Genomic DNA, 26,510 nt, shown 5'->3' on the forward strand with positions numbered 1-26,510 from the left:
ATCTCCGCTTCGTGCCTAGGGAGACGGAATTGTTATAGACACGCGGTGTTGAGCGGTGGTTCTAGTGACGCAGGCCAGTTTTCCTAGAACAGCATGTCTGATCTGTCCCAGCTGGGGCAGCAGACCGATCGCGTCGTTTCTTGCTGCTCGACCTAAATACCCTCAACGTGAACTCGTGTTGCTCTTCAAAGGTGAGAGATTTTGTACCGGTAACGGCGACCATTTATCGGCTGTCTGCTGCCGGTCTGCGCGCCCGACCATATAGAAAACAGTGGCTTACGCGTGACTCTTCAGGGTTCAGGCGATGAAAAAAGCATGTTTTTGTGTTTTTCCTGTATTCTCCGTTTAGCTTCAATTTTCAGGGAAAACTCAGAAATGGCCAATGTCAGTCAACCGATGCCGATAGACCGAACCGTGACGCTTGAGGAAATCTCCGATTTCGCCGACGTCGTCACCGATTACGCAACTGAGTTGCGAGACCAGATTCTGGCGCCGCGCCCGCGCAAGGAAGCACCGGTGTTCACTACGGGAGAAGTCGCTGACCTGTGTGGGTTGACGCGCCAGCAAGTGCAATACCTTGCAACGAAGGGAGACGGCGTCTTGCCCGAGGGGCAGTCCACGGGCACCGGGCGAAGCCGTAGTCGGCTATTCACATTGGTTGAGGCTCGAAACTGGGTGCAAAAGGTATCGGACATCTACCAGACACCACTGGTAGTTGGACCGAGTGACTTTGAGGGCAAAGTGATCGTTACTTCCCAACTCAAGGGCGGCTCGGCCAAGACTACGTCAGCCATGTGTATTGCCCAAGGGCTGACCTTGCGTGGAAGAAAGGTTGCCGTAGTTGACCTCGACCCCCAAGCTTCCCTTTCGGAGTTATGTGGCTTATATGCTGAGAAGGAAGTCTTCGCTGACGACACAGTGCTCCCATATATCTATGACCAAAATGTGGAGGGCGGCCTGCTGGCGAAAGTGCAGAAGACTTATTGGGATGGGATAGACATCATCCCTGCTCATACGGAGCTAGTCGGTGCCGAATATCACCTTCCAGCGATGCAGATGAAGATTCCCGGCTTCAAATTCTGGCAGGTGCTGCGAGACGGGCTTGCGCCTTTACGCAAGCACTACGACTACATCATCCTAGACACGTCGCCTTCCCTTTCGTACCTGAATTTGAACGCCCTTTTAGCCGCGGATGCGATGGTCATGCCCATGGTTCCGGAGAATCTCGACTTTTTCAGTTCACTATCGTTTTGGCGGCTTTTCTCCGACGTTGCCAAGTCCTTTATCAAATACGAATCTAATAAGAAGTATGACTTCGTGTCCGTCTTGCTGACGCGGGTGAATTACAGTACCACTTCCGCGGCGCCTGTCGTGCGGACGTGGGCTCAAGGCGCTTACCGGCACTGGCTGTCCCAGTTCGAGGTTCCAGCTAGTTCCGTGATGAGTTCGGGGGCGCTTGCGTTCACAACCGTATTCGATATCAGCAGCTCGCACAGCCAAGCCAAGTCCTTGGCGCGGGTAAAACAGCCGCTCGTCGACTACTGCCGATGGGTCGATGACATGTTCGTCCAACAATGGAGGCCAGCACAATGAGCAATGGCAATATTCGTGACCAGATGCTGGCAAAGACCGCGGGTCTTCGCTCGACAGCGGAAAGAACTCCTGACGCCGGCCGGCGCGCGAGTCGTACAGAGACCGCGCCGGGTATGGCCGGGGCGTTGGCGGCCGCGCAATTGAGGGTCCAGGAACTCGAGTCGACGGGCACCTCGTCGCAATTGCCTGTTTCCGCGATCGTGCCGAATCCGTGGCAGCCGCGGCGGGTATTCAATGAAGCCAAACTCTCTGAGCTGGCGGAATCGATTCGCGAAGTGGGACTTATGCAGCCCATCGTTGTTCGGCGCGTCGAGTCGGCGTACCAGATTGTCGCGGGGGAACGCCGCTGGCGGTCACATAAGATGCTCGGGCTTGAGAACATCAAGACAGTAGTGATCGAGTGCTCCGACCAAGAAATGATTGTCTTGGCGCTTGTCGAGAATCTGGGACGGGACGACCTTTCTGACTATGAGGTGGCCATCTCCATCCGCCGGTCTGAGACTGAGTTTCCAAGCCGCAAGCGGTTGGCGGAGTCACTGGGCCTATCGCGCACGGGCCTATACCAGTTTCTCGCGTTTCAAAATTTGCCTGACTTCATCAAGAAGGATCTAGATCTGCAGCCTGCTCTTCTCGGGTGCAACGCCGCTGAGGAAGTTGTTTCTGCTCTGAAAAGGCACGGTGCGGAGGCTGAAGGCGCTGCGCAGGAGCTGTGGCCCGACGTGGTCAAAGGCGAGCTGGCGCAAGGCAAATTCGCTCCCGCCATTGTCGCGATGGTTACACGTCGCGCGACTGGGACTGCGGCGCGGGAGCGCCTCATTGAGAAGTTTTTCGCCGGCAAGGATCAGGCCGGAAGCATTACCAAGGATGTCAACAATTTCACGGTCAAGATCAAGACCGGGTCATTAACCGAGGCGCAGGAGACTCGAATAAGACAGCTCATTAGTGAACTGTACAAGGGTGAACCGCGCTGAGCATCAGGCGTGCCCCCTATGGAAGAGCCCGCCGCGAGCGGGCATTTTTGTCTTCAGTCGAGGCTACCCTCGGTGTCAGTAATACTGACACTCTAAGTGGTCGCCAGAGGTGTCCGAGTCTTACAGAATTGCGGTGTCAGTATTACTGACACACCGAAACTACTCTCGGCGCGACAATTAAACTACTTCGAGCGTTGGCGCGCGATCGGCGAGGGGCGCCGCGGCAATGATGGTTCGTGGCTACCGCCCCGCTACGCGCCCCATTTCGACGGATCACGGGCGAGTGGCGTTCCTGAGCGCGTGCGTGCCGGCAGAAGATCCGGAACGCCAGTCGGGCCGGTGATGGCCTTCATGGCATGGCGGCCACCCATAGTCGTGTCCTTTCTAGTGTTATCTCGACCGTTGTCGAGGTTCGGTCCGCGGAAGTATTTGGAGGCCGACGAAACGCCCGCCTCAACGGGCGTTTCGTCGGGCGTGGGATGTAGCCAGCGCTCTCTTCATTGGCTCGTCGTCGACGTACTGATTGAAGGTCCGCATATCGGCATGGCCCATGTTCTCCAACGCGGCGCGCGCGTCGAGCCCGTTGCCAACCGCGGTTGCCAACCCTTTCGCATAGGAGTGGCGGAGCCAGTGGGTGGAGGCGGCTTCAAACCGCTCCGCATCGACGCGACGTAGGTGGGCGCGCGCGTAGACCAACGCTTCTGCACACAGGCCCGTAATCAGGTTCCAGACTGTCGTCCGGCTGCGCAGTCCTTTCCAGTTCCCGAAGCGCGTGCGACGTAGCGAAAGCAGCAGGGGCAAGGTTTCGTCCGGCGCTGGCACGGGCGGCAGTCCATAGGCCATGCGGTAGGCCTGAAGTGACAGCGCGATCTCATCGCAGGGCACCCAGCGCGCCTTGCCGCCCTTACCGCGCTCGACGCGCAGCAACCACTGGAATGGCGGAGCGTCGGGAAACTCGCGCCGCAGTTCGGGGGAGACAGTTTCGATGCGCACGTGACCCATGACACAGCGAACCGCCTCGGTGGTGCGCAGGCCTGTGCGTTCGAACAGATCGACCGCGAACAGGTCGCGCGCTTTCGCCAGACGGGCTTCACGGGACAGTTCTGGCCGTGCGGCGATCACCTCGCGGATCAGGGCTGTGTCGTCCGGCGCCAGAAAGCGCGCCTGTTTTTCCGGCTGACGACGGCCCACGGTCGGCATCCCGGTCGCCGGATTCAACTGCAGGTAGCCAACGTCGCGCATCCAGTCGAATAGAGACGTGACGATCTTCTGGGTCTGTCCAGCGGACCGGTCGCTGAGCGGTTTGAGGAATGGCCGCCAATCTGATGATCCGCGGCGAACCCCCGGCCGGCGGATCGCCCATGAAGCAGGGGCTTGCAGGAACGCGAGATACGACGCGAATTCGTCCATTGTCCAGCTGGAGACTGTGGCGCCGGTCTGCCGCGCGTACCAGAACAGCCGCTCGGCCTCGGTGCGGTACTGTTCGAGCGTCGTGGGAGAGAGGCGGCCGCGCCCGGTTGCCTTGGCCCGAAGCCACCGAGCAACGACGTCCTCGTCCGATAGGTCCGGCGGCAGGATCGGGCTTTGCACGCGATTCGGTGTGTCCGGCACGCGCCCGACAGAGGAGCGCGTGCCGTCGGGGGGCGGGAGGGGCGGGACGCGATCGTTCAAGGAGCGTCCCCGGACGGCGTGCCGCCGGCGCCAATGCTGATCGCGGGCGGGGCGACGAAAACCTCCAGCACGCTGGCCAGCGGCGGGCTGACCAGAATCCCGAAGAACCCGCAAACGTCGTACGGATGCGCGAGAAAACGCCGCGATCGCTCAGAATCCGGCAGCGTCACGTCGACCATCTCGCCGCGCGCCGTCAGCACGACCGAGTGGGCGACGAAACGGTAGGGCGCGTGCGTGGCCGGATCGCCCTGGGCGTCGAGCAGCCAGCCGCGCAGCACGACGTCGCCCGGGTGTGCGCCGGCCCAGCGGTCGGCCAGGTCATGACAGAACGTCCTGTCCGGGCGGCCTGCCGGCGACGCCGGGCCGTGCAGCTGCGCAAAATCCGGCTGTTCGCTCTCCAGCTTCGCCAGCAGTGCGGCGCCGAGCGCGACGAACGGATTGCCGGGTGGCTGGCTGTGTGTGACCAGGTTGTTCATCGGGGCGACCTCCTGCGGCGCGGCCGGGCGCCTAGCGTGGCGTGATGGTGACAGGCTGGCCCTGCGTGGCCGCCCAGGCGGCAAGCGCCGCATGCGGATCGGCGTCGACCTGAAACGCCTTCACTCTCGATACCCGGTGGGCCGCGGTGGCCGGCAGCGCTTCTGCGACCCACCAGCTGTTATCCGGCCGGACGAAGGCCGTGAACGCCTGGTCGCCTGCCGTGACCAGCCAGTAACCGGTCATTGCGTCGCGGGCGAGCTGCAGCGAGGCCGTCAGCGCGTCAGCCGCCGCTTCCAGCGCTGCGTCGACGGCAGCCTGGTCGGTCGGGCCGTTTACGGTCAGGTTGACGCGCACGTCGTCCAGATAGGCGATCCAGTCGCGCCGGAGCCCGTCCATGTTGGTCGCGTTGACGGGTTTCCAGTCCACCCCGGCGAGGCCGGGCAGCAGCGTGTACAGCTCGCTGCTCGACACCATCTGGCCGTCGCGCAGGGGGCGCAGGACCGCCGGGGCCGGGCCGAGATCCTTGTCCCGGAACGAGAGCGAGGCGGGGGTTCCGGGGATCGCCAGACTGAAGGAAGAGACGTGGAGGCCGGTTTCAACGGGGCCAAAGGCAGTAATCGTCATGGTGTGGGCAGGTGGTTGGAAAGGTGGGAAATGACTTCACCGCGCGTCGGCGGCCGTCGGCGCTGCCGCCGACGTGAGCAGGGCCGTCACGTCGGGTTGACGCAGCGCGGCGCCGAGTTCGGCGTACTGCGGATCGTCCCCTTCGTCGGAAAACCCCCAGCGGCCGTCGTGCAGCATCACGGCGTACTTCATCGCGTCTGCGGGAGGGTAACCGTTCAGCACGTCACGCGCGGCGATCGCCACCAGCGCCGACCGTTCGTGTGGCAGCAACGTCGTCCACCCGTACTCCGGCAGCGTCCGGCCCAGGTGCGGCTCGACGGCCGTGCGCAGGGCCGCAGCCAGGTGCGTGACACGCTCGACGCGCGGCAGCTCGGTCTCGAGGAAGGCACGCATGCCGGGTTCCAGCGTGACCACGAAGCCTGGCCGGTACGCCGGCGTGTCGGCGTGCGGCGCGCACAGGCAGCGCAGCTCGTCGCCGGCGACCGTTTCGAGCAGCTCGACGTCGCCAGCGGCAAACTCGTGCGGCACGTCGGACGTCAGTCGCGCCCAACCTTCCCAGCGGGGCGAGATCGCGTCGACGCCGATCGACAGCGTCGCGTCACCGGGCTCGCGCCAGTCGGACAGCGGGTGAATCCAGACTGCATATTGATTGCCCTCGATGCGCACGCCGTCGAACTCACGGTGAACGGTGATCATACACACTCCGGAAAAATAAGGGTAAACCCTATGTTAGCTTTGAGTCGGGGCTGTATAAACCCCCATGCAAGTTACTGAACATTATGGCGGTAATGTCGACTAGATAAAAGTAGAGTAATAAATACGATAGTAAAAATAACGCCGACTATGGCAGAATCGGCGGCATCACAGAACACACCAGGCGGGTAGGCGGATGGACGGACAGCGGCAGGTGATGGGCAACGGGTGTGCTGGGGCGAGGACCGCGGCGAGGGCAGGGCGGGGCGCCCATGGCTGACACGTTCGAACTGGTCGCGCTGGGACTGCCGGCCGGGTTCGCGCCGGATTCCCTGCCCGACGCGGTGAAGCGGCTGGTGGCCGAGTGCTGGCCCGGCATGAGCCGCGCGCAGCTGGTCGCGCGCGCCCGCCGTCGAGCCCTTCAACCATCGCTGCGTGCCGCAGGGGGCAACCCGGGCGCGGCGCCGCCGGGGGAGACTGGGCTTTTCAGCCTGACACTGCTGGCCGAGGGCGTGCCGGTCCGGCTCATCGCGCATCTGCGGCGCGTGAAGCCGCGGCGCCAGTCGGCGCGCCCCGTGAAGGCATCAAAACCCCCTGCGCGCGATCCGCGGCAGGGCGATCTTTTCTGACGGACCCCGAGGAGCTGAACAATGGGCCGACCCCGGATTGAATGGAGCGATGCGCAACTGCTCGCGATCATGAATGGCATCGCCGCGATCGACCGGGATTTCCCGCGCGACAACGCGCGCTTTCTGGATGGGCTGATCGCCGAAGTCCGGGCCATTAGCGGTCGCGTGTTTGGCGCGACCACCTACAGCCGGCTGCTGCGCGATGTCGCGCCGCAGGTCGGCGTGCAGCGCCATCCGAGTGCGCCGACGGTCCAGCAGGCCATCCTGCGCGCGCAGGCGCTCGCCCCGATGGCGCCGCAGGGCAGTGCGGAGAACCGCCCGGTCGATCTTGAGCTGATGCGACAGGCGCTGGCTCCCGTGGTGCGCGAGGCGCTCGCGCCGTGGTACGCGTCACAGCGCGAGCGGGGGAACGGGCATGCGGGCGGCGCCGCGCCGGATCGTGGTGATGCGAACGCGATGGCGCAGAAGCCGCTGCTGCAGGCGGCGCTGGAAGATGCCCATGCGCGGATCCGGCGGCTTGAGCAGGACAATGCGCAGCTGCACCGCGAACTCGGCGAAGCGCATGCGGCACGGGATCTGGCCGGTAAACACGTGAACCGGCTGCTCGGCGAGCTGCACGCGTCGATCGAACGCGCCGGCGTCGGCGCAACGACCCTCGCGCAGACGGCCACGCAGCTGGCCGGCACCGAGCGGTTTCTCAAGATGCAGAACGATGCCGTGCGGCTGCAGGCGAGCGGGGAGGCGGACGCGCTGCGCGCGCAGAATGGCCAGCTGCGCGAGCGGATTGACCATCTGCTGCTCGAAGTCGACCAGTACCGGCGCACCCTGTCGACCCGCCCGCCCGGGAGTCGCTGAGCGCGCGGCACGCCGGCGCGGTTAGCCACGCATCGGGCCGGTGCGCGGGTTCCAGCCGGAGGTGCCGGTTGGTGATTACTCCAGTCATCAGATGTGGCGATTTGGTATCTGACGGCGAAGAGGGTGGCTTTTCACCGGTGAAAGCCGCGGACAGGGACAAGGCGGGACAGGGCGAGCGGAGTGCGGCGGACGCCGTAAACGCGAAGGGCCCGCCGGTGGCGGGCCCTTGGATGGGTTGGGGAACAGAAAATGTAGCGGGACACCGCCCAGACCTACACCCCTGACCCCTTGATAACCGTGCCGTCAAAAAACGCAACGGGCTTGCTGAAGTAGGACGTACTATAGGCGGCCAGAGTTCCCCGGTCAACCAAAAGCCGCTGAAAATGCGGCCCGGAAAACCAACGTCAAAACTGCGCACCCAAAACGCGTGCCCAAAAGAACGCACGAAAACAGAGGCAATGAAACACGACCCCAGACTAGCACAGTATCCGCTGACCCGCGAACAGGCCGTGTTTGCGAGCGTCTGGTACAACATGACGTATGCGTATTCGCTCGACTCGCACCGCGTGCGCGTCATGCATGCGGTCAACATCCTTGAGGAGCTGATGCGGCTGAACTCGTACGCGCACGCGAACGGCGAGGACCGCTGGATGGTCGGCCGGGAGGCACTCAGCATCCTGGAAAACGAGGCGGCGCTGAAGCGCCTCGCACTGAGCCCGCCGACCGCGACCATCCGTGCGCTGCTTGGCAGGTCGTTTGGCGCAAAATATGACAAGGCCGCCCTCGAGAAGGGGCGCCCGTTGCTGGAATCGTATCTGCGCGAATACGTGAGTCTGCTGCACCGCCGTTACGTCGACGAGGTCATTCAGGGCCTACACGACGCGGTGCTCACCCCGGATGCCCGCCCCGAGCCGGAGCGTTTCAACGAGATCCGGTCGCTTACTGGCAGCCTGGTCAGTTACCTGATTGCGCGTGGCCAGAGTATCGAAGGACTCTTCCAGCTGTACAGCCATGTCCTCGTGCCCATCCGGCGGCAAAGCAAGCCGTACCAGTTCGCGCAGCGATTCGACCTGCTCAGGAAGCTGGTCACGTCGGAACGTCGTTCCTGGCATGTCTGGTTTGCCATCGACGGCGTCACCGACCCGAAGTCGTTTCCCGCAAAGATCGGCGACATCCAGTTCGCCAAAGCGACCCCAGCCGAGGTCGCAGCGCTCGACGGCAGCATGAAGGAGCAGGGGCACCGCCTGTTTGCCGCCGACACTGCGGACGCGATCGACGCGCGCACCGCAGGCCAGCTGGTGCACGACCGCATCAACCGCGTGCTCGACCTGGTACGTTTCGAGTACGACCGGGCGAACATTTTTGTTTCCGAGCAGTTTGCGGTTCGCAAGTCGACGGGCGACGACTGGCGAATGCTGCCGATCCCGAAGGTCGTCCCCAATCCGCAGTCATCGGTGAGCCCGGCCGAACTGGACGCATTCGCACAGAACGTCGGCCGGCTGGTGAGCGGCGATCGCTTCTCGCTGGAGGGGCGCGACCGGGTGCTGGCTGCATTCCGGCTCTATCGCACGGGCGCGGACACCACCAGTTTCGAAAACAAGCTCGTTAACTGGTGGACCGGGCTGGAATTCCTCGCCAAGGGAATGGGCGGGTCCAATTCCATCGCTGACGCCGTCGAGGGAAGCGTCACGCCAATTCTGATGGGGGTCTCCGTGATCAACCACCTGGCCGCCTATCGCGAGATCCTCCTGGAACAGTCGATTGAACTCATCGACGCGTCGAGCGGGCAGCCGCTTGCCCTGAAGGAACTGGACTTTGCTCAGCTCTATGATGTCCTCGCTGAACCGGGTCATCGGCAGACGATCAACACCCGGCTGCAGAATCTGCCGCTCACACAGATGCGCTTTGACCAGTTCATGGGCTTCCTGGCCTCCCCGGCCGACATGAACACGTTCCTCGAACGGTCCGAGCAGGGGCTGCGCTGGCACCTGCAGCGGGTGTGGCGGGCACGCTGCGACATCGTTCACAGCGCGGGCCGCATGGTGAACATCGCGTTGCTGTGTGCGAATCTCGAGGCGTATCTGAAATCGGTGCTCACCGCGCTGCTGGCGGCGTTCGGGCGCATCCCCACGCTCGCGAGCCCGCAGGAGTTTTTCATTCGGGCCGAGCACAGCTACGCGAGCGCGCGCGACGCGCTGGGTCGGCGCGATGCTGGAGCGCTCAAGGCATTTCTGACGGAACTGAAGCCGCAGCAGGTGTAGCAGTGGACGGTCGTCGTTGCAAGAAGCGCAGCGCCGGGTGAACGCACGCGTAGCACGGCACGGTTGGCGTCGCCCGCGTCGTGGTCTGACACGCTTCGGACGTCTACGTACTCCAGCGGCGAAACCGTCAAATTTGAACCTGACACGTTGACGCGAAAGCGTAAACTAACGGCGGAAACGACTCTAATCTGATGCGTCTTGCGCGCCGCTCTGACGTCCGGTTGAAGTACAGCCCATCCTGACTGTCCGATGCGCCCTGGCACGTATCGACTCACCACCTAGAGCAACACTATGAGCACAGCCGGTTTCACAATCAGATGTGTCGCGAGACGGATGGCGGAAGGGCAGGGCCACGAACACATCGCGTATTTGTGGTGGGTCAAGGTCGTCGATGGCAAGAATACCAGCGAGTAGGGCTATCTCACCCGGGAACAAATGGTCGCCTACATCGAAAGGAACGGTCCGGACATCGTATGGTGTCCGGACCGGAATCCCGCTCTTCAGGGAAGCGTGGATTCATGTCCATAGCAACGGGCAAATCAAATACATCCAGACCGTTGCTGATCACCGCCGAACGGACAACCTTCTATATCTCCCGCTGCGATAAGCCTCCGGCGCGATGCGCATTCTTCTCTTGACGGACAGCGCTAAAGGGAACTCGCCGGTTCAACGGGTTCGTCGGTGCCGACCTTATAGAGTGTCGTCGCGAGGCCGAATCTTGCGCTCGCGACGCCATCACGTTGGCTCGTTTTCCCCGCAGACTGTCTGCATACAGTGCAGCGTGAGCCCACTTCTTTCGGACTACATTTCGTTCGCGGCAATCCGGCTGGGCAACAGGGCTCCCGTGCGCTCGAGGACCGGGTACGCGGCCGCGGCGACGATATGCGAATTGATGAGCTTCAGGTCACGGAGCAGATCGAGGTGCAGTGCGCTGGTCTGGGCGGTGTCAATGCGACCGGAGCGCAGCCGCTCAAAGTGCGACGCCGTGGCAGTGGATTCCGCTTCCCTGAAGGCCACCTTCTCGTCAGCCAGCATGCGTGCCGTACGTGGATCCTCCGTCATGAACAGCGACGCGGCGGTACGCAGATTGGTCATCAGGCGGTCCATCATGGCCAGCAATTCCGTTTCCCCTTCCTTCGAAAACGCGAGTCCGCGCTTCACGCGCTTGGTGGCGTGCGGGAGCAGGTTCAGATCCACCACGTCGCCAGCCTGCTCGATGTTGATAACGAAGGTCAGGATCTCGTGCAGCCGCCGATGGTCGTTCTCAGCAAGTTGTTCGGGATCGAGCGACGTCAGGTACGTCTTGATCGCGGTATTCAGGTTGTCCAGGATGTCATCGCGCCGGCGGGTTTCCACAATCAGTTTCCGGTCGCCCTCCACCAGCGCCGCGCGGGCACCCGCCAGCATCTCGCCGAGCACATCGGCCAGGCGCAGTGCCTCACGTGCCGCATTGCCAAGTGCCACCATCGGAATCTGCCGTGCGGCCGGATCCAGATACAGTGGCCGCGACGGGTCGGCGGGGTCTGCGCGCTGAGGTAGCAGCCGGCCCAGCAGTCGCGCGTACGGAGACAGCACCGGCAGGAACAGGCAGGCAAGCACAAGGTTGAACATCGTATGAAAATCGGCCACCACCCGAGCATTGTCCGGTTCGATCGTGACCATCAGCCGGCCAAGCGGCCCGAGCGCGGCGAGCGCCATCCCGACGCCCACGGCCCGCGAGAGCAGATTGCCCACCGGCAGCCGCTTCGACGCCGGATCGCCCGCGGTGGCCCCCTCCAGCAGCGGGTTGATGGCAGTGCCGAGATTCGCCCCCAGCACCAGTGCGAATGCGGCATCGGGCGGCACCACGTTCTGCGCACACAGCGACATGATGAGCAGGATGATCGCCACGCTTGAATGCGCGGCCCAGGTCAGACCCGCTGCCAGCAGCACATCCACCAGCGGCACGGTGGATGCGGCGCCCAGCAGCATGCGCAGACTGGGCGCGTCCTCGTAATCCGTCATCAGCCCGAGCAACTGGTGCAGCGCGAGCAGCATCAGGCCCAGGCCAATCAGGACGCGGCCCAGATCGTGTGCCCGTGTGTTTGACGCCTTCCGGAACATCAGTACGCCGACGAGTATCACCGCCGGCGAGGCCGCTGCAACATCGAACGACAGCACCTGCACGATCAGTGTCGTGCCGACGTTCGCGCCGAGCATGACGGCGAGCGCGGGGACCAGATCGACCAGGCCGCCGGCAGCGAAGCCGGCCGTCATGAGTCCGGTCGCCGTACTGCTCTGCAATACCGCGGTGACGCCGATCCCGGCCAGGAAGGCGCCCAGTCGCCCGCGCAGGGCCCGACCGAGCAGTGAGCGAAGGGTGGCACCGAACGCGCGCTGGATGCCGGTCTGCACCATGTGGGTACCCCACAGGAGCAGCGCAACGGATCCAGCCAGATCGATCAGCGTGAACGTCAATGTCATGATTCAGAGCCCTCCGTGCTGAACGACCGGTCATGTGACTCTTCGTGCGGGCTTGTCGCGCCTTGCTTGCGCGTTCGCATCGGACCTGAACCATTGCCGGCTGAGCCCCGGAGCCCGGACAGGGCAAGCGCGACGGCCTCTCGCAAGCCCCGGCTTTTGCCGCTATATGGCGCGACCATCAGGCCCCGCGCGCGGCTTACTTCGATTTTGGTGGCCGGCCCGTCTTGACCGGCTCGACCGCAGTGACGGCCGCGAGAAGGAGTTTCGTTGGTTCAGACTCCAGCAGAAGCAGGCCCGCCCGCACGAGCTCGCTCTTTTTCACGGCGACGCCCGCATCGAGGCACCGCTGTTTAAGCGCCGCGATCTTTTCGTAGTCCGACCTCGGCATCGTGAAGGTGTCCCGCACGACCTTTTCCCGTTTGACGTGCTCCCTGCGGTGCCGGGCGACGCGCGGAGGAGGCTCTTCAACGGGCGTTGCCTTCCGGGTCTTCGCCTTCGTCGCCGAATGTCGAACCTTCGTCGTATCAACCGGCTCCTTGCCTGCAGCTGCCTTATTGGCACCTGCAGCCGTGTGCACATACGGTCGTTTGCCGCTTCTGTTCCTCGTGGCCTGTGGCTTCATGATTTTGCGCAGGTTTGACAAACCGTACAAACAGTTTATCTTCTTTCGGGCAAGGGGAGTTTTCAATGCCAGACAAGCACATTTCCAGCGGGTTCGACGCTGACCTTGAACACCTGTCGTTGAGGTTTTTCGAGATGGGGGGACTGGTTGAATCACAGTTGAACGATGCGATGGAGGCGCTCAGCCGCTTCGACATGGGCCTGGTCGAGAAGGTGGTTGATGAGGAGCATCGACTCAATGCGATGGAAGTCGAAATCGATGCCGAGTGCGGCAACATCATCGCGCGACGCCAGCCCGCCGCATCCGACCTGCGTCGACTGATGGCCATCTCAAAGGGCATTACCAATCTCGAGCGTGCGGGCGATGAGGCACGCAAGATCGCAAAGAGGACGCGACGAATCGCGGATGACGGTGTGGGCAGGAACGTCAATACTGCCGAGATCCAGTCATCCGGTCAGATGGCGGCAACCATCCTCCATCACGCGCTCGCTGCATTCGCCCGACTCGATACGGTTGCGGCAGCCCGGATCATGCGCGAGGATGAGGCGATCGATGACCTGTACCGCGCTTTTGTGCGCAAGCTGCCAACGTACATGGCCGAGAATCCTCGCCTCATCGCTTCTGCGCTCGACTACCTGTTCATTGCATCGGCCATCGAACGGATCGGGGATCACGCGAAGAATCTGGCGGAGCTCGTCATTTATGTTGTCAAGGGCACGGATGTACGCCACGTTTCGCGCGAGCGACTTGAGCGCGAAGCCCTGGATGATTGAAAACCGGACAGCAGGGGCACGAAGACTCAACGATGGAGCGAGGCCTTTGGATGATTGCCGGGGTTTCCTTGCACATTCGTAGAATGACAGTCGATTCCGCTGGAACGGGTCGGATTCTGGATCAGGCGCCCCAGAGTCACACCCGACGGGGGTGCACCTTTTCGGGCCGTTTCGCGCGTTCGCTGAAGGACAGCAATACCCCGGGTGAAGGTAGCGTGACCGGGGACTGCCACAATGGCATGACGATGGAGTCGGCATTGTCCTGGCCGAAAAGGTCGTCCACGATCGTGCGCGCTGCGATGTACCCGCCATTCAGGGCGTCGGCCTCGCTCTCGAACGCGTGGCCGCCTGCTTCACCCAGTCTGAGTTGCGACAATCGGGGCACTGCGCTGCCTGCCTCGCAAATCCGAACGACCGCGACATAGCCCGGATGTGCCGATGCGCGTTTTGCCGGGCCGCTGCGGCAATCGGATTCGACTGCGACCTGCAGGGTGAACCCGTTGTATTCGTACGTCCGTGTCATGGCATGCTCCATTTACTTGCCGTGCTTGCAGGCTCGCATGCCTCACACGGCTTTCGGCCGCGCAGGTCTCGGAGAACCCGCTTGCAGTCATCCGCCACAGCACACCGCTATTGCAATCAAGATTCCAATAGTGCGCTTCGCTCGGCCCGAAAACGCATAATTGTGACATTTTTATGACGCCGTGGTGTGCGAAGTGCACATCGAAATTCGGTTGCAAGTCACTTTGAGCGGATCGCCGCTTGCCGCAACTGTGTTCAAAGGCCCCCGAATTTTTGATCACGCAGCTTCATCGTCCGTGTCGCCATAAAATCGGCGCCTCGCATAAGAGGTCAGACTGCTATGAAAGACAGGGCAACGATGCTGTGTATCCGTGATGGCCGGGTACTGCTGGTCGCGAGGGCACGCTCACGGTGGGCGCTGCCCGGTGGCAGGCGCCAATTCAGGATTCCACGCATGCACATCACGAACGCTGACAGGATGGTGTGCCGATCAAGTCAACCCGATTGCGAAGGCTGTTCGATGAAGGATCACTGCATCACCCTGTTGCGTCTTCGCGCCGATCCCAATGTGGGTGGCGTAGCAGATTCACGCGCTGTAATAAATATTTCGCAATGTCGGGCTAAGGATAACCGCTTCAAATGGACGTTGGCCCATAAATGCAATCTTCAAATATAAACTCATCCGATGCATTCAACATAAACTGGCACCATTAATTAGGTCATTGATTCACACATCGTGTGTAGTCAGGATCAGCCATGGGCCATGCCAGTCAGGCACCCACTGGGATCGCCGGTGGCGCTATGCACCACATCGCGCTGCCATGCAATATACATAAATATTCATCAGACAAAATGGTGGTACCCGTAAAAAGCATTTCACATATTGCATTCGAAAATTGAGCAGTTATGATGACGTCTCGGTAAGGATTTCCTGAACGTGCTTAGCAAACGCCAAGGAAATATTTGCCGCCATTCGGCAGGGAGAGGGTAATTAATGCTCGCGGCGCAGAAAGACTAAATCGAGGAGACGATATGCTGAGTCCCCATGAATTCGCTACCTTAATGCTCATCAAGGCCTTGCCGGATCAGATTGATCTAGGCCGCGCCGAGCTCGACACGCTGTTCGAGCAGCAACTCATATCACTGGAAAACCTCGCGTCAGGACGCTCACGTCCTCAAGTCACAAGCGACGGCGATTCCATTCTCAAGGCCGTCGCCCGGATGCGCTAGACATCTGCGGCGTCTACCTCCCGGTCCTGAATGAAACTGCGGCGTCTGCTGTCCCCATGTTCGACACGAATGCAGCTGCACCACACGGCGATCGCGCCGAAGCAACAGTCATGAACGAAGCGTCCCAGTTGGGGTTGGGTTCTCAGTTGGGGTTTGGTTTGTAGTGCCTGTTGATGTAACGACCGTCCGAAGTCCTCGCGACGCGTGCCGCCTGGCAGGCGTCCTTGCACTTCGATTTTTCCAGCATCGCGATCCGCCGCAACACACCCGTCCGATCGGGGTTTCGCGCGCCGGACCGGATTTTGAGGAAGTCAACAATGACTATATTGAGTCCCGAGCAGGTTGCTGCCGCGAAGGCCAACGTCGACGCGTTCTTCGGGTTGGCCGGAAAGGCCTTTGAAGGCGTCGAGAAACTGGTCGCGCTGAACCTGCAGGTCGTCAGGTCCACGCTCGCCGAGGCGCAGGAGAACGTGACGAAGGTGCCCGGCACGACAGACCCGCAGCAGTGGTTCGCGCTGCAGGCAGGTTTCACCGGACCCTTCGCGGAGAAATCGCTGTCATACAGCCGGCAAGTGTTGGACATCGCGTCGACCACGCAGGCTGAGGTCACACAACTCGCACAGACGCAGTATGAGCGGTATAACGCTCGCGTGCAGGCACTTGTCGAGGAAGCGGCGAAGAGCGCTCCCGCAGGTTCCGAAGCAGCGATTGCTGCGTGGAAATCCGCGATTACCGCCACCACGACCCTGTACGAAACGCTGCAGAAAACGGGACAACAGGCCGTGCAGGTTGCTGGGAGTAATTTTGATGCACTCACAGCTTCAGCGTCAAAGGCCGTGCGAAGCAACTCCGGACAGGCTCCCGTAGCGGCGGGCGCGAAGCGTTAGAACTGGCGCGGGCAGCGATGCCCGTGGTATGGTTTCTGTAATATATGAAGGATTCCTTATGGATAGGGAATCCCGCCTTCCAGTACATCCAGTTCCAGGACTGAAGGCAGTGTTGCTCCAGATGAGCATGACGCCAGCTTTTGTGAGGACGATTCGATGGCAAAGCAGATCGCGGTAGTAACGGGTGGCATGGGTGGACTGGGCGAGGCGATCAGCATCAAGCTGCATGACGCCGGTTATGCGGTCGTGGTTACCTGTTCGCCGGGCAACACCGGTGCGAACGAGTGGCTCGCACGGATGGAAGCCGAGGGGCGACAGTTCCGCGCGTACGCGGTCGACGTCGCCGACTACGACTCGTGCGAAAGATGCATGACGCAAATCAGCGCGGAAGTCGGACCGGTCGACATCCTGATCAACAACGCCGGCATCACGCGCGACGCCAGCTTCAAAAAGCTCGACAAGGTCAATTGGGACGCGGTCATCCGGACCAATCTCGATTCGGTGTTCAACATGACGAAGCCGGTGTGCGACAGCATGGTCGAGCGTGGCTGGGGCCGCATCATCAACGTGTCGTCGATCATCGGCTCCAAGGGCGGGTTCGGCCAGACCAACTATGCGGCGGCCAAGGCCGGCATGCATGGTTTCACGAAATCGCTGGCGCTTGAGGTGGCGAAGAAGGGCGTCACCGTCAACACCATCTCGCCCGGCTATATCGCGACGAAGATGGTGATGGCGGTGCCCGAGGACATCCGCGAGACGAAGATCATTCCGCAGATTCCGGTCGGCCGGCTCGGAGAGCCCGACGAAGTCGCCGCACTCGTGCTGTACCTGTGCTCGCGCGAAGCGGGTTTCGTGACCGGTGCCAACATTGCAATCAACGGGGGGCAACACCTGCAGTGAAGCCGATAGTTCTGCTATGGAGGTTGCGATGAGTGAAGCAGTGGCAATCGTTGTGGGTTCGTTCGTGCTGGCGATGGCACCCGTGTTCGTCGCCGCTCACTATTACCGGGAGCAATTGCGTCGGAAACGGCTCAGACAGCTGGATCACCACCACTACTGGCCGCACTGGAGCAACGCCCGGCATTGAGCTACTGCGTTCGCTATCCTGTTGTTGCGGTACCGGGGGTGATCGCATCGTTGCCTGAATGGATGGGCACCTGAGTTTCATCAGCAAACGTGCACTGGCAACACCTATGCGACGGTTGCCGCCGTTTCGTACGCCATGGCGGTAAACATCGATTCGCGCGACGATGAAACGGCGATATCTTGTGACTGGGTTGCCGCGCTCTCAGACGCGGTGGCCATCCTCGGATTCTGCTGGTCCTCTCAACCAGCAGAATCCCCTCGGCCAGGGCTTCACCGCCTTGGCTTTTTTGTGCGCCTGGCACGGGCGCACTCTTGTGGGCGCAAGGCGAGGTAAGAAACAGGGGGATGGCAGTTCTCTGGATGCTGCCACACGCCTTGAGCCGACTGCGGAAGTTCGAAGCAGGCTTGGGTTCGGCCAAACCGCTTCGACATCGAACTTCCGGTTTCGCCCAACGAGAGATAGTCGCGGGGCATCGAAGAATAACGGATCATCCGTCCGCCCACAGGAGTCACCCGTTATTGGATCATCAGTGGATGAAAGGTTTTGTTTCCAGGGCGGCGTGGACGGGTATCATGCACTGAATAAATCATCGACGATACGTCGCCCCGCGCTATAGCCGCCCATGAGCGCATCAGCTTCGCTTAAAAATGGCTTTCCATGCGATTCGCCAAAACGCAACGGCGAGAAAACGGCAAGAGCGGCACCTTCCTTGCAGATCCTCACGACCGCGACATATCCCGCGCTGGATAACGCACTGCGTCCCAGCCAGCTGAAATCAGCCTCGACGGCCACCTCAACATCGAATCCGTGATAATGATAAGTGCAGTTCATGGGCTCACCCGTTCCGCCTGCTGCGAAATCCACTGGACGTCGTCCGATTCCAGAGTGCGGATATACCGGAAGAAAAGCTCTACGATTCCACGAGTGGGGATGCTGGCGGAAAGCGTCGCTATCTTGACCGGGGCGAACCATCTGCACTTCGCAATTTCGTTGCTGGGCTGCACGCTTGCATGATGCGCGATGTCAGCGAAAAAGACATGGTGCAAGGTGTTGAAACCGGTAAATTGAAAGAGGTATGTCAACTCAATAGCCACCAGCGTCGTTTCTTCCGACAGTTCACGTCGCGCAGCGTCCAGGGGCGTTTCATCCCGACGGATTCCCCCGCCAGGCAACGCCCATCTTGATCGTTCTCTGGCAACCAGCAGAATCCGGTTTTCCCGCACGCATACCACGGTCGCTCTGTCTTTCATTCTCTCCCTGCACGCTTGATTTCTTGAGAATCAGTCGAAACCGGCGGTGATGTAACGCCGGCAGACCTTTATCGGGCATTGTAAGTCCTGTCCGAAATACCGCGTAGACGCCATACCGACAGGCCCCCCGATGCCGAATGCGGGAATCCGTGAAGAATGGTTGTTTTCCCCTCCAACAGTCGGGAAGATATCGCGTTAGACTGGCTCACTACGCGATCGGGCACTTTTTTGCTTATGCAACCTGGGCGTGCTGACCACACGCCGGGGTACTGACAGGAGTGCCAGCCATGCTTAAGGGGTTCAGGCAACCGGCGTCGATTCGCTGCGACGCCCGGCCACGCAAGGGGCGGGGCAGTGGCGAAGTCGCATGGGCAACGGTTGGACGCCAGGAGTCCGAATCATGATAACGACGTTCACGCTGATCGATCTCGCTGGCTCCGTTGCTCTGCTGCTGCTGGGCACCCAGATGGTCCAAACCGGCATGCACCGGGCATTCGGCGCCGGTCTTCGGTCACTCCTCGGCAGGTCGCTGCGCGGGGGCTTCCGGGCTTTCCTGGCCGGGACGGGCGCGACCGCGGTATTGCAAAGCAGCGCGACGACCGGACTCATGACTGAGGGCTTCGCTGCTGAGGGGGGTGTCGGGCTTGTGCCGGCACTTGCGGTCATGCTTGGCGCAAACGTCGGCGTGACATTGATCGTGCAGGTACTGTCATTCGACCTCGCGGCAGCCGTTTCGCCGGCCCTGATTCTTGTCGGCGCGCTGATGTTCCGCAAGGTATCGAACACACGTGCACACGACCTGGGACGCATGTTCATTGGTCTGGGCCTGATGCTGCTCGCGCTGCACCATCTGCTCGAGCTGATGACCGATTACGAGGATGCCCCCAGCCTGCGCATGCTGCTGGGCGCTGCTTCCACCGTACCGGTCGTCGATGTTCTGCTCGCTGCGGGCTTGACGTGGGCCGCCGATTCGAACGTCGCGGCTGTTCTGCTCATCACCTCGCTTTGCGCGCGAAACGTGGTTCCTCCCAATACGGCGTTTGCACTGGTGATGGGTGCGAACCTCGGCACCGCCATCAACCCCGTGCTGGCGGGCACGGGACCATACGATCCCGCATCGAAGCGGCTTCCGGTCGGAAACCTGCTCACGCGATTAATCGGCGTTGTGGCGGCCCTCGCGGCGCTCGGACCAATCGGCCGCTTCATGGTTACCATGGAACCGGACAACGCACGTGTGGTTGCGGATTTCCACACGCTGTTCAATCTGGTTCTCGCCGGTGTATTTCTGCCAATACTTCCCCACTATGCGAGCCTCTTAACCCGGTTACTGCCTTCACTCGTGGCGGTCGCTGATCCGCAGCAGCCGCCTGGCACCGATCCTACCGCGAGGCAGATTCCGAAAGGGGTGCCCGAAACTGCGGCACCCAACGCACTTCGACTCGCAGATCGTTTTGGCGAGATGCTGTCAGGCACCCGTGCGGCATCGACAGATCGCGAGCGGCAACTCATTGTGGAGATCCGCCAGCGTGGCGATATTCTGGATAGCCTGAACAGCGCGGCAAGGACTTACCTGACACCTCCTGACCCGGAGCAACTCGCGGCGAGCGCCCATCCACACCTCGATGAAAAAGTACGCGTGGCCTATCGCGAGGGGAGCCGTGGAATTGGTGTGAGAGAGGGCAGAGGCCACTCGCTCGAACACGTCGGGCCTGATGGCAACGCAACGACGTATTACCCTGCAAGCTCACTTTGGCTCACCTTGCAGGATCTCCAGGTCGTTCAGCAACTGGAACCCGCAGAGGGAGAAACGCAATCCACCCTGACTACCTGTGTCCGCGGGACCGCTTCCTTCGATGACATTCGCCTGTCAATTATTGGCGAACCCGGGAACAGCACGCGCATGGTCCAGATCTCGTTCGCGGCCAGGGAAATCCGTTCGGCAGACCGGCATGGCCTTCGCGAATGGCAAGACGCGCTCGGTACAACTTTCTCGGACGTCCCACTGGGAATTGCAAGGCTCGGCTATAACCGCTCGGACCGGGAGATGCAGGAACCCGATCAGTGGTGGGCGTCTTGCCACGTGCCGGAAAGCAGCATGAAGGCGCTCATCGAGGGCGTTGAGGCCGGCCGGCTCGCTGCGGTCAAGGTCGGCCTGTGTCTGAGCAACGTTTATACGTCGAGGCAAGTGTTTGCTGACTTCCCTGGGCAAGCGTATCTGTTCCTCCGGCCGGGCAAGGAAGACAGCGCTGCGGAATCGCCGGAAATTGCGGGCGGATACGTTGTTCATCTCGCACTCGACTTCGGGAAAGTCCGCTTAGGCGCGCTCAACCACAGCGAGAGATCACCCGAGGGGCAACAGCAAACAACCGGTAGCGAGACGAATTCGATTAGTGCACTGGTGGATAAGCTCAGCAAGCTTGTCGCCAGTTTGAAATGGCTTGCAGTGCTTGTCGCGGTCCTCGTTGTCGTTTTCGCATTCAAGAATCGATGATCAAACGGTGGCTCCCATTGCGCCTGGTTGCGCCGAGCTGCCCGCGTTGTGGTCCATATATGGCGAACGTCCCGATCGGGAGTAAGCTGAAAGTCGCTCGATTCTGAATGGGAGAACAGGGCGTGAGAACGCGTTCGACACTCGAGATCTGTTTGCCGCTTGCCCTGTTTGCTGTGGCCTGCCTCCTGTCGCTTCCAACCCTGCTGATCGCGTTCGCCTGGATGACGGTTGGCGTTATGTCGCTTGGACATCGCTCACTGGAGAGTTTCCCAACAGACGGAATCCGCCCTGAGTGGCTCAGGGGATACCGCGGAGCTTGCCTGTGGTTCTACCACATTGCCTGGTGGCCCTGGTACATGCGGTCCTCTCTTCGGGACATCGGGGATCGAATCGGACGGCGGCTGTTCACGACAGAGAAATCGCCGCATGACAAGGCGGAGCATACGCCGGACAAACCGTCTGACGCTGAGCGCGAGGAAGGCAACGCCGGCGACGCCCATCGAGGCAAGCGAGATTGACTGGACCGTAACCGACCGGAGTGTTGAACCGTCGGAAGGCGTTAAGAGGTCCGACCGGGATTCGTTAATATCTGAAGCTTAAGATATTAACGAATCCCGGCCGCCCCTCAATCTGTAGGGTGCCAAATTTCCCTCTTGGAGCATCAGCCGACTCTTACACAGTCCCGGCTAGCGCGCTCATCCGACGGCAATCGGCCACGAACGGAACTCCGCGGCCTGTTGCCACAGCTGACGTCAAACGCATCCAGCTGCAGCAATAGGCTGTCCAGCCCGCAAAGCTGAGCTTGAGTCAGCTGAGGCGCGTCCAGGAGTCTGTGGAGCCGCCAGCGCCAGTACTGCGCAGGCAGTATAGGGCCGCAGGGGCCACCAACCAGCGACGGCATCATCACCCGCGCAAGATGCGCGATCTCCCTGTCAATCAACGTTTCCATAGGCCTCCCCATGCACCTGTTTACGGCTGCTCGAATGGCCATTGGAATATTTATCTGATCAATACTATGTCGGTTTTCGCTGCAGGCCAATTTATTTTGAGGGAGGTATTTCACGGAGTGAGGCAGAACGCCTGCCTTGGAGCGCTGTGGTGACGTCCCCAGAAACTAACCGGGGCGCGGGAACGGGTCGATCTCTGCCGGGTGCGGTCGGGTCGACCGGGGGCCGCCTCGTCGGCTCTGCATCGGGCCGGGTTCGGCCTTTGGGAAAGCGAAAATGAAAACAGTGCAATGGATTGCCGCCAGCCTCGTGGCACTTGCGTCCGTGTCGGCCTTTGCGGCAGCGGGTGGCAACGGAGGCGGAAACGGTTGAAGCGGCGGAGCGGGAGGTAGCGGCGGGGCTGGACACGGTGGTCTGGGCGGTAACGCGGGCGGCATGTCCGCCGGCCACATGAGCAGCGAGGGCCTCAGCAACACCAACGGCTTTAATTCAGCCGACCGCGATGCCGGCCTTGCCCGCGCGGCGGATCGATCGGACACGCAGGCGGACCGTGCCGACGCGCAAACGAGCCGTCAGAGTCTTCATGCGGCTCAAACAGATCACGCGCGTTCACACTCGCATGCGCGGGTGAGCGCGAAGCTCCACCAAAGCCAGCACGACACAATCAGCCGTTCGACTTGATGAAACACAGAGGGCACCTGCGGGCGCCCTCTGTGTTTCATCTCTCTTCTCGTCAGCAATTCCCTTTTTTCGCCTGTCCCGGCGGACAGAAGCCGTTGCCCGGACCACCCTGGGGCCCGCCTTGCGGCGCGACAACCACGCCCGGCGAATCAGGCACATACAGCGCACAGCCGCTCAACAGGGCGGCACCCACCGTCAGCAGACAAAAGATTTTTTTCATGAGGTTTTCCGAGGAAGGGCTTGCGCCCTTCCTTCATCGCGTGGTGAGCAGTTAGAAACTGAAGTTGACGTTGGCCTGATCGGTTGTCGATACGTTGACTGCGGACGACTGGGTTGCGCCGCTTACGCTATCGGCTTCTGCGGTGTACTGTCCGGCGGCACTTGCGGCCGGGGACAGCGCGACCGGCAGGCTTCCCGTGTAGGTGCCGGTCAATGGCGCCGCCGCGGGCAGATTCAGTGCGTAGTTGCCGGTATCCAGATTGGCGTTCGCGCTGGTGATTTCGTAGTTAAGGCCGCTGATCGATTGCAATGCCCGTACGATGGCCTGCGCACTGACAGGCAGAACTGTCCCGCTTGCGACGTGCATGACGGAAGCCGGCAGCGCGATCGGGGCTGACGACGTGGCCACGACTGTCGGTGTATTCACAACGACTGGCACCGAGCGCACGATACCCGTTGCAACGTTATTCTGCACGATGACGACATCATAGTTGCCGTTGGTTGAACTCTGCTCGAGCGGCGTCAGCACGAACTGTCCGTTGCTGTCGGCAACGGTGCCCGTGATGACGTGGCCGTTCTGCTCCGCATAAACGGTAGCCCCTGCCTCGGCCGGCGCAACGTAGCCGGAGATCGTGCCGCTCACGACCGTCGGCGTCGCGGTGACGACTGGCTTAAGACCGTACGAGCTGTTACCTTTCTGGACGATCGATTTACACGCGTTGAAGTCGAGTACGAGATCGACCAGCGTGTTGGGTTGAACCGTGAACGGCCGGATGATCTTGTATGCAGGGAAACTTGCACGTACAGTTCTTAGGGGGCCAGGCGCGGGCAACCGCGCCTGGCTACCCGGCGACGCTGGGTCTCACGAGCGCAATGATCGGCTTCGGACCGCTGCGGTAGATTTAACTGCAGTAGCAGCATCTCGTGCTGGCGAGGTGCACGAGGACATGTCCACGCAAGTCATTTCGAAAAAGATCTTGACAACTTACTGCTCATAGAAGGGCACCCCGAAAAGTACGAATAACCGCAATTGCGCTCACCTTCCACCGCGTTTCATGCTCGCCACCGTGCTCGTGGACCATCCGAACCGCCCGCTCACGGACTTCCGGTGAATACCTCGGTGACTTCTTCTTTACGTTTTCCATAACTCCATTCTCTCAACCGTTGGAGTCTCCGGAAAACCTGGTGCGGTTCAATGCGACCCCCATCCCGTCTCAATGTTGAGACAGGTTTTGCGGCACTTCGCTTCTTGTTCGTGCCGTCTGGCTGCGCTGAATTTTCGATAGGAACCTTCGCTCTAGCCTTATGGGCGCTGGACGCGTGGGGTGGCATTGACGTGACCGCTTGCATGCGGAAATGATCATTTCCAACGAGATCAAGCCTCTGACACGTAACGGTTGTGAAACATTAGGCGCCTGTCTGGCACTTGTCGACCGCATTGGAACAACGCCGCTTGTCACGTAGCAAGCGTTTGCACCCTCATGGCACGGCTGTTGCTGTATGAGACTCACAAGCGAGTCTGTTGCGGCCGATATCAAGCCTGAAACAATCCACGGAAGCGATACCAAAACCTCGCACGCGTGATCATGGAAAGGCCAATGCGCTTTCGACGGAAGCGGTGGGGCCATCGAAAAACAAATCCATAAGAGTCGTACGATTATTTCGCACTACATATTAAATATCACTGGTGAAAGCGGTCGGTCAGGGTGTTTTCATCTGGAGGGGAAGCTGATGAGAGCGATATATCGTACCGGCATTGCTCGTGCAACGCTCGTGGTGACTTGTGCGCTGTCTTTACCCGCACAGGCCGCCCTTGGTGAAAGAGTCGGCAGCGTAGGCAGCGACCAGGTTCGCATGCATGCCACGGCACGCGGCGCCACATCGAAAATCGCGTACACGGTGCATCTGATTACGCTGCCGTCGGGCACCGTGGTGCGCGAGTATGTAGCGGCGAACGGAATCGTGTTCGGCGTCGCGTGGGAAGGCCCGACCTTGCCGAACCTGAGGGCTGCACTGGGCGAGGCTTTCGATCAATACGCCGCGGCCACCGCGACGCGCCGGGCAACCCCGCTTGCCGTCTCGAACGATGCGCTAGTGGTGTTCTCGGGCGGCCATTTACGTGCGTTCGCGGGTTACGCGTATCTGCCGCAAGCGCTCCCCGCTGGGGTCGACGCCAGCGTCATTCAATAACGGAGCTATCATGCGCGCTCCGGGTTTGCTCCTCAATTCAGACTGGCTTTTAAAGCTGCTCGCCGCTACATTGCTTGCAGCGTTGGTGGTCGGATGCGGCGGCGGCGGTGGTGGGAGCAGCAGTTCATCCGGCACGTCGGCACCCGCGCAATCGCTCACGAATATATCCCCCGCGCCCCAAGCGCTAGCCTCTAACGCAGCAGCAGTGACCGTCGATTTCGGCGTAATCGGTGTGCCGAACATACCCTTCGTCAGCGTCACGCTGTGCGTGCCGGGCACGACGCAGTGTCAAACCATTGATCACGTGCAAGTCGACACCGGCTCCTCGGGGCTGCGGGTGTTCGCCACTCAATTGCCGGTGTCTTTGGCACTGCCGCAGGAGCAGGATGGCGCGGGCAATCCGCTTGCCGAATGCATGCAGTTCTTCGACGGTTATACATGGGGCTCGGTGCGGCTTGCCGATGTACAGATCTCCGGTGAAAAAGCCGCGTCGCTGCCGATTCAGGTGATCGATCAGGACTATAGCGCAACGCCGTCGGACTGCAGCAGTGTCGGCGCGTCGCGGAACACCCCTACGAGTCTGGCGTCCAACGGAGTGCTCGGCATTGGCGTGTTCAAGCACGATTGCGGTCCGGCCTGCATGCAGAATGCGGTGCCGGCGACCTACTACAGTTGCGTCGGGACCAGTTGCACGTCGATCGCCGTCGCCGAAAACGTGCAGGTTGCCAATCCGATTCCCTACTTCGCGACCGATAACAACGGTTCGAGTTTGCTGTTGCCAGCCGCGTCGTCAAGCGCTGAAGCCTCGCTCAGCGGGCAACTGGTGTTTGGCATTGGCACACAGAGCAATAACGGCTTGGGCAGTGCGCAGGTGATCGAGGTCAGTCCGTCCACCGGCACGTTCAGCACAGTGCAAAATGGCACGACCTACTCGAGGAGCGTCATGGACAGCGGCTCGACCGGGCTCTTCTTTCGAACCAGCGCGCTACCGATCTGCGCGACTCCAAACAACGCGTTTTACTGCCCTGCATCGACCCAACAGTTGAGCGCAATGATTGAAGGTGTGAATGGAGCGATCAGTGCTGTCTCATTTGATGTAGGTAATGCCGCGGAGCTCAGGCTGAATCATGCCGGCGATTCGGTGATGCCGCTGCTCGCCGGTCCGGAATTCGGCACCCCGACGATGTTCGTCTGGGGCATGCCATTTTTCTACGGGCGTAACATCTATACTGCCGTCGAGCAACAATCGACGCCTGGAGGAAAGGGTCCATATATTGCGTATTGAGATACGCCGCGTTCATCTGCCATCAGTCAGGGGGCCACCGTTATATGACTCGAGCTGGTAAGTATGATTCGGCGTTCGACGTACGCCTG

Annotated in this window: 26 protein-coding genes and 2 pseudogenes; 16 read left to right on the top strand and 12 right to left on the bottom strand. The window is 61.1% G+C overall.

The genetic code is table 11. The features are described 5' to 3' along the window. The first annotated feature begins 375 nt into the window (after positions 1-375). Both M0D64_RS32435 and M0D64_RS32440 read left to right on the top strand, forming a co-directional pair. Complete coding sequence (locus M0D64_RS32435; RefSeq protein ID WP_266240862.1) at positions 376-1,593, top strand: ParA family protein; 1,218 nt, start codon at positions 376-378, stop codon at positions 1,591-1,593. After that, complete coding sequence (locus M0D64_RS32440; protein ID WP_266240837.1) at positions 1,590-2,564, top strand: ParB/RepB/Spo0J family partition protein; 975 nt, start codon at positions 1,590-1,592, stop codon at positions 2,562-2,564. Before M0D64_RS32435 ends, M0D64_RS32440 begins: the two co-directional genes overlap by 4 nt. 453 nt (positions 2,565-3,017) lie before the next feature. On the opposite strand, the gene M0D64_RS32445 is transcribed toward M0D64_RS32440, so the two are convergent. The 4 genes from M0D64_RS32445 to M0D64_RS32460 are packed head-to-tail and all read right to left on the bottom strand — an operon-like array spanning position 3,018 to position 6,032. After that, positions 3,018-4,235: a tyrosine-type recombinase/integrase gene (locus tag M0D64_RS32445; protein WP_266240836.1), complete on the bottom strand. Its 1,218-nt coding sequence runs from the start codon at positions 4,233-4,235 to the stop codon at positions 3,018-3,020. Beyond that, complete coding sequence (locus M0D64_RS32450; protein WP_266240835.1) at positions 4,232-4,711, bottom strand: hypothetical protein; 480 nt, start codon at positions 4,709-4,711, stop codon at positions 4,232-4,234. The genes M0D64_RS32445 and M0D64_RS32450 overlap by 4 nt, the downstream gene beginning before the upstream one ends. A 31-nt stretch (positions 4,712-4,742) precedes the next feature. Beyond that, a complete protein-coding gene (locus tag M0D64_RS32455) occupies positions 4,743-5,336 on the bottom strand; it encodes a hypothetical protein (protein WP_266240834.1) in 594 nt (197 codons plus the stop codon). A gap of 36 nt (positions 5,337-5,372) precedes the next feature. Next, positions 5,373-6,032, bottom strand: coding sequence for a hypothetical protein (locus M0D64_RS32460; protein ID WP_266240833.1), 660 nt, complete (start codon positions 6,030-6,032; stop codon positions 5,373-5,375). Positions 6,033-6,301: 269 nt separating this feature from the next. On the opposite strand from M0D64_RS32460, the gene M0D64_RS32465 reads away from it, so the two are divergent. The 3 genes from M0D64_RS32465 (at position 6,302) to M0D64_RS32475 (ending at position 9,774) form a co-directional block, all read left to right on the top strand. Further along, on the top strand, positions 6,302-6,658 hold the full coding sequence (locus M0D64_RS32465) for a hypothetical protein (protein WP_266260810.1): 357 nt from the start codon (positions 6,302-6,304) through the stop codon (positions 6,656-6,658). Positions 6,659-6,679: 21 nt separating this feature from the next. Further along, on the top strand, positions 6,680-7,513 hold the full coding sequence (locus tag M0D64_RS32470) for a hypothetical protein (RefSeq protein ID WP_266260811.1): 834 nt from the start codon (positions 6,680-6,682) through the stop codon (positions 7,511-7,513). A 458-nt stretch (positions 7,514-7,971) separates the two neighbouring features. Further along, positions 7,972-9,774 carry a hypothetical protein gene (locus M0D64_RS32475; protein ID WP_266260813.1) on the top strand — a complete coding sequence of 601 codons (1,803 nt, stop codon included), beginning with the start codon at positions 7,972-7,974 and terminating at the stop codon, positions 9,772-9,774. Positions 9,775-10,575: 801 nt separating this feature from the next. On the opposite strand, the gene M0D64_RS32480 is transcribed toward M0D64_RS32475, so the two are convergent. Next, a complete protein-coding gene (locus tag M0D64_RS32480; protein WP_266260814.1) occupies positions 10,576-12,237 on the bottom strand; it encodes a Na/Pi cotransporter family protein in 1,662 nt (553 codons plus the stop codon). Positions 12,238-12,433: 196 nt separating this feature from the next. Continuing rightward, positions 12,434-12,859, bottom strand: coding sequence for a hypothetical protein (locus M0D64_RS32485; protein WP_266260815.1), 426 nt, complete (start codon positions 12,857-12,859; stop codon positions 12,434-12,436). A 65-nt stretch (positions 12,860-12,924) separates the two neighbouring features. Here M0D64_RS32485 and phoU point away from each other — a divergent pair, with 65 nt between their 5' ends. Further along, positions 12,925-13,632, top strand: coding sequence for a phosphate signaling complex protein PhoU (phoU, locus tag M0D64_RS32490; RefSeq protein WP_266260858.1), 708 nt, complete (start codon positions 12,925-12,927; stop codon positions 13,630-13,632). A 136-nt stretch (positions 13,633-13,768) separates the two neighbouring features. Here the strand turns inward: phoU and M0D64_RS32495 are convergent, their stop codons facing one another. Further along, the gene (locus M0D64_RS32495) at positions 13,769-14,167 is read right to left on the bottom strand and encodes a hypothetical protein (RefSeq protein ID WP_266260817.1); all 399 of its coding nucleotides are present in this window, start codon (positions 14,165-14,167) and stop codon (positions 13,769-13,771) included. 327 nt (positions 14,168-14,494) lie between these two features. Between M0D64_RS32495 and M0D64_RS32500 the strand changes: the two are divergent. The 5 genes and pseudogenes from M0D64_RS32500 to M0D64_RS32520 all read left to right on the top strand — a co-directional run. Next, positions 14,495-14,584 (top strand): annotated as a pseudogene (locus tag M0D64_RS32500) (NUDIX hydrolase); the annotation flags it as partial. Positions 14,585-15,186: 602 nt separating this feature from the next. Further along, complete coding sequence (locus M0D64_RS32505) at positions 15,187-15,384, top strand: hypothetical protein (RefSeq protein WP_266260819.1); 198 nt, start codon at positions 15,187-15,189, stop codon at positions 15,382-15,384. 317 nt (positions 15,385-15,701) lie between these two features. Then, positions 15,702-16,271: a phasin family protein gene (locus M0D64_RS32510; RefSeq protein ID WP_266260820.1), complete on the top strand. Its 570-nt coding sequence runs from the start codon at positions 15,702-15,704 to the stop codon at positions 16,269-16,271. 156 nt (positions 16,272-16,427) lie between these two features. Next, positions 16,428-17,171 carry an acetoacetyl-CoA reductase gene (gene phbB, locus M0D64_RS32515; protein WP_266260821.1) on the top strand — a complete coding sequence of 248 codons (744 nt, stop codon included), beginning with the start codon at positions 16,428-16,430 and terminating at the stop codon, positions 17,169-17,171. Between the two features lie 28 nt (positions 17,172-17,199). Then, positions 17,200-17,358: a hypothetical protein gene (locus M0D64_RS32520; protein ID WP_171925650.1), complete on the top strand. Its 159-nt coding sequence runs from the start codon at positions 17,200-17,202 to the stop codon at positions 17,356-17,358. 570 nt (positions 17,359-17,928) lie between these two features. Here the strand turns inward: M0D64_RS32520 and M0D64_RS32525 are convergent. Beyond that, positions 17,929-18,189, bottom strand: coding sequence for a hypothetical protein (locus M0D64_RS32525; RefSeq protein ID WP_266260822.1), 261 nt, complete (start codon positions 18,187-18,189; stop codon positions 17,929-17,931). Then, positions 18,186-18,608 carry an NUDIX hydrolase gene (locus M0D64_RS32530; RefSeq protein ID WP_266260823.1) on the bottom strand — a complete coding sequence of 141 codons (423 nt, stop codon included), beginning with the start codon at positions 18,606-18,608 and terminating at the stop codon, positions 18,186-18,188. The genes M0D64_RS32525 and M0D64_RS32530 overlap by 4 nt, the downstream gene beginning before the upstream one ends. A 400-nt stretch (positions 18,609-19,008) precedes the next feature. Between M0D64_RS32530 and M0D64_RS32535 the strand changes: the two genes are divergently transcribed. Next, positions 19,009-21,099: a Na/Pi cotransporter family protein gene (locus M0D64_RS32535; protein ID WP_266260824.1), complete on the top strand. Its 2,091-nt coding sequence runs from the start codon at positions 19,009-19,011 to the stop codon at positions 21,097-21,099. Positions 21,100-21,251: 152 nt separating this feature from the next. Then, positions 21,252-21,617 carry a hypothetical protein gene (locus tag M0D64_RS32540; RefSeq protein WP_266260825.1) on the top strand — a complete coding sequence of 122 codons (366 nt, stop codon included), beginning with the start codon at positions 21,252-21,254 and terminating at the stop codon, positions 21,615-21,617. 143 nt (positions 21,618-21,760) lie between these two features. Here M0D64_RS32540 and M0D64_RS32545 read toward each other — a convergent pair whose 3' ends face one another. Next, on the bottom strand, positions 21,761-22,048 hold the full coding sequence (locus tag M0D64_RS32545) for a hypothetical protein (RefSeq protein ID WP_266260826.1): 288 nt from the start codon (positions 22,046-22,048) through the stop codon (positions 21,761-21,763). A gap of 274 nt (positions 22,049-22,322) precedes the next feature. Between M0D64_RS32545 and M0D64_RS32550 the strand changes: the two are divergent. Then, positions 22,323-22,601 (top strand): annotated as a pseudogene (locus M0D64_RS32550) (hypothetical protein); the annotation flags it as partial. Between the two features lie 178 nt (positions 22,602-22,779). Here M0D64_RS32550 and M0D64_RS32555 read toward each other — a convergent pair. Both M0D64_RS32555 and M0D64_RS32560 read right to left on the bottom strand, forming a co-directional pair. Further along, complete coding sequence (locus tag M0D64_RS32555; protein ID WP_266260827.1) at positions 22,780-22,947, bottom strand: hypothetical protein; 168 nt, start codon at positions 22,945-22,947, stop codon at positions 22,780-22,782. Between the two features lie 51 nt (positions 22,948-22,998). Beyond that, a complete protein-coding gene (locus M0D64_RS32560; RefSeq protein WP_266260828.1) occupies positions 22,999-23,778 on the bottom strand; it encodes a DUF4382 domain-containing protein in 780 nt (259 codons plus the stop codon). 899 nt (positions 23,779-24,677) lie between these two features. Here M0D64_RS32560 and M0D64_RS32565 point away from each other — a divergent pair. Continuing rightward, on the top strand, positions 24,678-25,136 hold the full coding sequence (locus M0D64_RS32565; protein ID WP_266260829.1) for a DUF2844 domain-containing protein: 459 nt from the start codon (positions 24,678-24,680) through the stop codon (positions 25,134-25,136). A 10-nt stretch (positions 25,137-25,146) separates the two neighbouring features. Next, positions 25,147-26,421: a DUF3443 domain-containing protein gene (locus tag M0D64_RS32570; protein WP_266260830.1), complete on the top strand. Its 1,275-nt coding sequence runs from the start codon at positions 25,147-25,149 to the stop codon at positions 26,419-26,421. Positions 26,422-26,510: the final 89 nt, after the last annotated feature.

Source organism: Paraburkholderia sp. WS6 (genome assembly GCF_030464835.1).
GTDB lineage: Bacteria > Pseudomonadota > Gammaproteobacteria > Burkholderiales > Burkholderiaceae > Paraburkholderia > Paraburkholderia madseniana.

Bases quoted from the DNA above. Each gene is read 5' to 3' on its own strand.
- M0D64_RS32435 (WP_266240862.1), top strand. From the start codon at position 376: ATGGCCAATGTCAGTCAACCGATGCCGATAGACCGAACCGTGACGCTT.
- M0D64_RS32440 (WP_266240837.1), top strand. From the start codon at position 1,590: ATGAGCAATGGCAATATTCGTGACCAGATGCTGGCAAAGACCGCGGGT.
- M0D64_RS32450 (WP_266240835.1), bottom strand. From the start codon at position 4,711: ATGAACAACCTGGTCACACACAGCCAGCCACCCGGCAATCCGTTCGTC.
- M0D64_RS32455 (WP_266240834.1), bottom strand. From the start codon at position 5,336: ATGACGATTACTGCCTTTGGCCCCGTTGAAACCGGCCTCCACGTCTCT.
- M0D64_RS32460 (WP_266240833.1), bottom strand. From the start codon at position 6,032: ATGATCACCGTTCACCGTGAGTTCGACGGCGTGCGCATCGAGGGCAAT.
- M0D64_RS32465 (WP_266260810.1), top strand. From the start codon at position 6,302: ATGGCTGACACGTTCGAACTGGTCGCGCTGGGACTGCCGGCCGGGTTC.
- M0D64_RS32470 (WP_266260811.1), top strand. From the start codon at position 6,680: ATGGGCCGACCCCGGATTGAATGGAGCGATGCGCAACTGCTCGCGATC.
- M0D64_RS32475 (WP_266260813.1), top strand. From the start codon at position 7,972: ATGAAACACGACCCCAGACTAGCACAGTATCCGCTGACCCGCGAACAG.
- M0D64_RS32480 (WP_266260814.1), bottom strand. From the start codon at position 12,237: ATGACATTGACGTTCACGCTGATCGATCTGGCTGGATCCGTTGCGCTG.
- M0D64_RS32485 (WP_266260815.1), bottom strand. From the start codon at position 12,859: ATGAAGCCACAGGCCACGAGGAACAGAAGCGGCAAACGACCGTATGTG.
- phoU (WP_266260858.1), top strand. From the start codon at position 12,925: ATGCCAGACAAGCACATTTCCAGCGGGTTCGACGCTGACCTTGAACAC.
- M0D64_RS32495 (WP_266260817.1), bottom strand. From the start codon at position 14,167: ATGGAGCATGCCATGACACGGACGTACGAATACAACGGGTTCACCCTG.
- M0D64_RS32505 (WP_266260819.1), top strand. From the start codon at position 15,187: ATGCTGAGTCCCCATGAATTCGCTACCTTAATGCTCATCAAGGCCTTG.
- M0D64_RS32510 (WP_266260820.1), top strand. From the start codon at position 15,702: ATGACTATATTGAGTCCCGAGCAGGTTGCTGCCGCGAAGGCCAACGTC.
- phbB (WP_266260821.1), top strand. From the start codon at position 16,428: ATGGCAAAGCAGATCGCGGTAGTAACGGGTGGCATGGGTGGACTGGGC.
- M0D64_RS32520 (WP_171925650.1), top strand. From the start codon at position 17,200: ATGAGTGAAGCAGTGGCAATCGTTGTGGGTTCGTTCGTGCTGGCGATG.
- M0D64_RS32525 (WP_266260822.1), bottom strand. From the start codon at position 18,189: ATGAACTGCACTTATCATTATCACGGATTCGATGTTGAGGTGGCCGTC.
- M0D64_RS32530 (WP_266260823.1), bottom strand. From the start codon at position 18,608: ATGAAAGACAGAGCGACCGTGGTATGCGTGCGGGAAAACCGGATTCTG.
- M0D64_RS32535 (WP_266260824.1), top strand. From the start codon at position 19,009: ATGATAACGACGTTCACGCTGATCGATCTCGCTGGCTCCGTTGCTCTG.
- M0D64_RS32545 (WP_266260826.1), bottom strand. From the start codon at position 22,048: ATGGAAACGTTGATTGACAGGGAGATCGCGCATCTTGCGCGGGTGATG.
- M0D64_RS32555 (WP_266260827.1), bottom strand. From the start codon at position 22,947: ATGAAAAAAATCTTTTGTCTGCTGACGGTGGGTGCCGCCCTGTTGAGC.
- M0D64_RS32565 (WP_266260829.1), top strand. From the start codon at position 24,678: ATGAGAGCGATATATCGTACCGGCATTGCTCGTGCAACGCTCGTGGTG.
- M0D64_RS32570 (WP_266260830.1), top strand. From the start codon at position 25,147: ATGCGCGCTCCGGGTTTGCTCCTCAATTCAGACTGGCTTTTAAAGCTG.